Origin of the sequence: Polynucleobacter finlandensis (assembly GCF_018881755.1) — a bacterium.
Lineage (GTDB): Bacteria > Pseudomonadota > Gammaproteobacteria > Burkholderiales > Burkholderiaceae > Polynucleobacter > Polynucleobacter finlandensis.
The window spans coordinates 1-827 of the sequence record NZ_JACVPS010000039.1 but is presented as its reverse complement, the minus strand read 5'-3'; the positions used below and the strand labels follow the sequence as shown (position 1 = coordinate 827).

1 pseudogene is annotated in these 827 nt (G+C 47.6%); it reads right to left on the bottom strand.

Going from position 1 to position 827, the window contains the following annotated elements:
• Positions 1-99 precede the first annotated feature (99 nt).
• Positions 100-827: pseudogene (locus tag ICN49_RS11605) on the bottom strand (IS3 family transposase); the annotation flags it as partial.

Here is an 827-nt window from a genome sequence, read left to right as displayed (position 1 = left end):
GAACTGCTGTCAATTTAGGTCCACTACCAAAGAGAGTTTTTCTATAGTAAATCATTGCAGCAACATGGGTTGATTTTGTATTATTTGGGGTACTTGGGTTTGGGGTGCTGGTGGTCTGTAACCTAAAGCGCTATGCGGCCTGACATGGTTGTAATGCTTAACCCACTCCCCCACGATGATCTGGGCTTCTTTTAAGCTATAGAAGATCTCCCCATCCAAAAGATTGTCTCTAAAGGTGCCGTTAAAGCTTTCACAAAAGCCATTCTCCCAAGGGCTGCCCGGTTCAATGTAGGCTGTCTTTACTCCAATGCCAGATAACCAACTACGCAGCTCTTTAGCAATAAATTCTGGGCCATTATCACTTCGGATGTGCTCGGGGATGCCGTGAGTAATCATGGCGTTGGCCAGTTGTTCAATCACTTGGATTGAGCCAATTCGTCTAGCGCAGTGGATCGTTAAACACTTTCTACTGAACTCATCAATCATGGTCAGCATCCGGATCTTGCCACCATAAGCGTCCCTGATAAAGACAAAGTCATAACTCCAAACATGATTGGTATGAGTAGCTCGCAACCTCATACAGCTGCCATCGTTAAACCAGAGTCTGCCTCTAGGAGGTTGCTTTTGTGGGATCTTTAGGCCTTCTTGCCGCCAGATGCGAGCAACCTTGGCGGTAGTCGCTTGCCCCCAACCAGCGTTACGCATCATGCCCGCAATAAATCTATAACCGTAACGGCCATAGGTGCTGGCCATGCGGATGACTTCGGCTCTAAGGGGCTCTTCGTCATCTCTAGGCAATGGCATATAGCGATACGCTGCTCTAGATA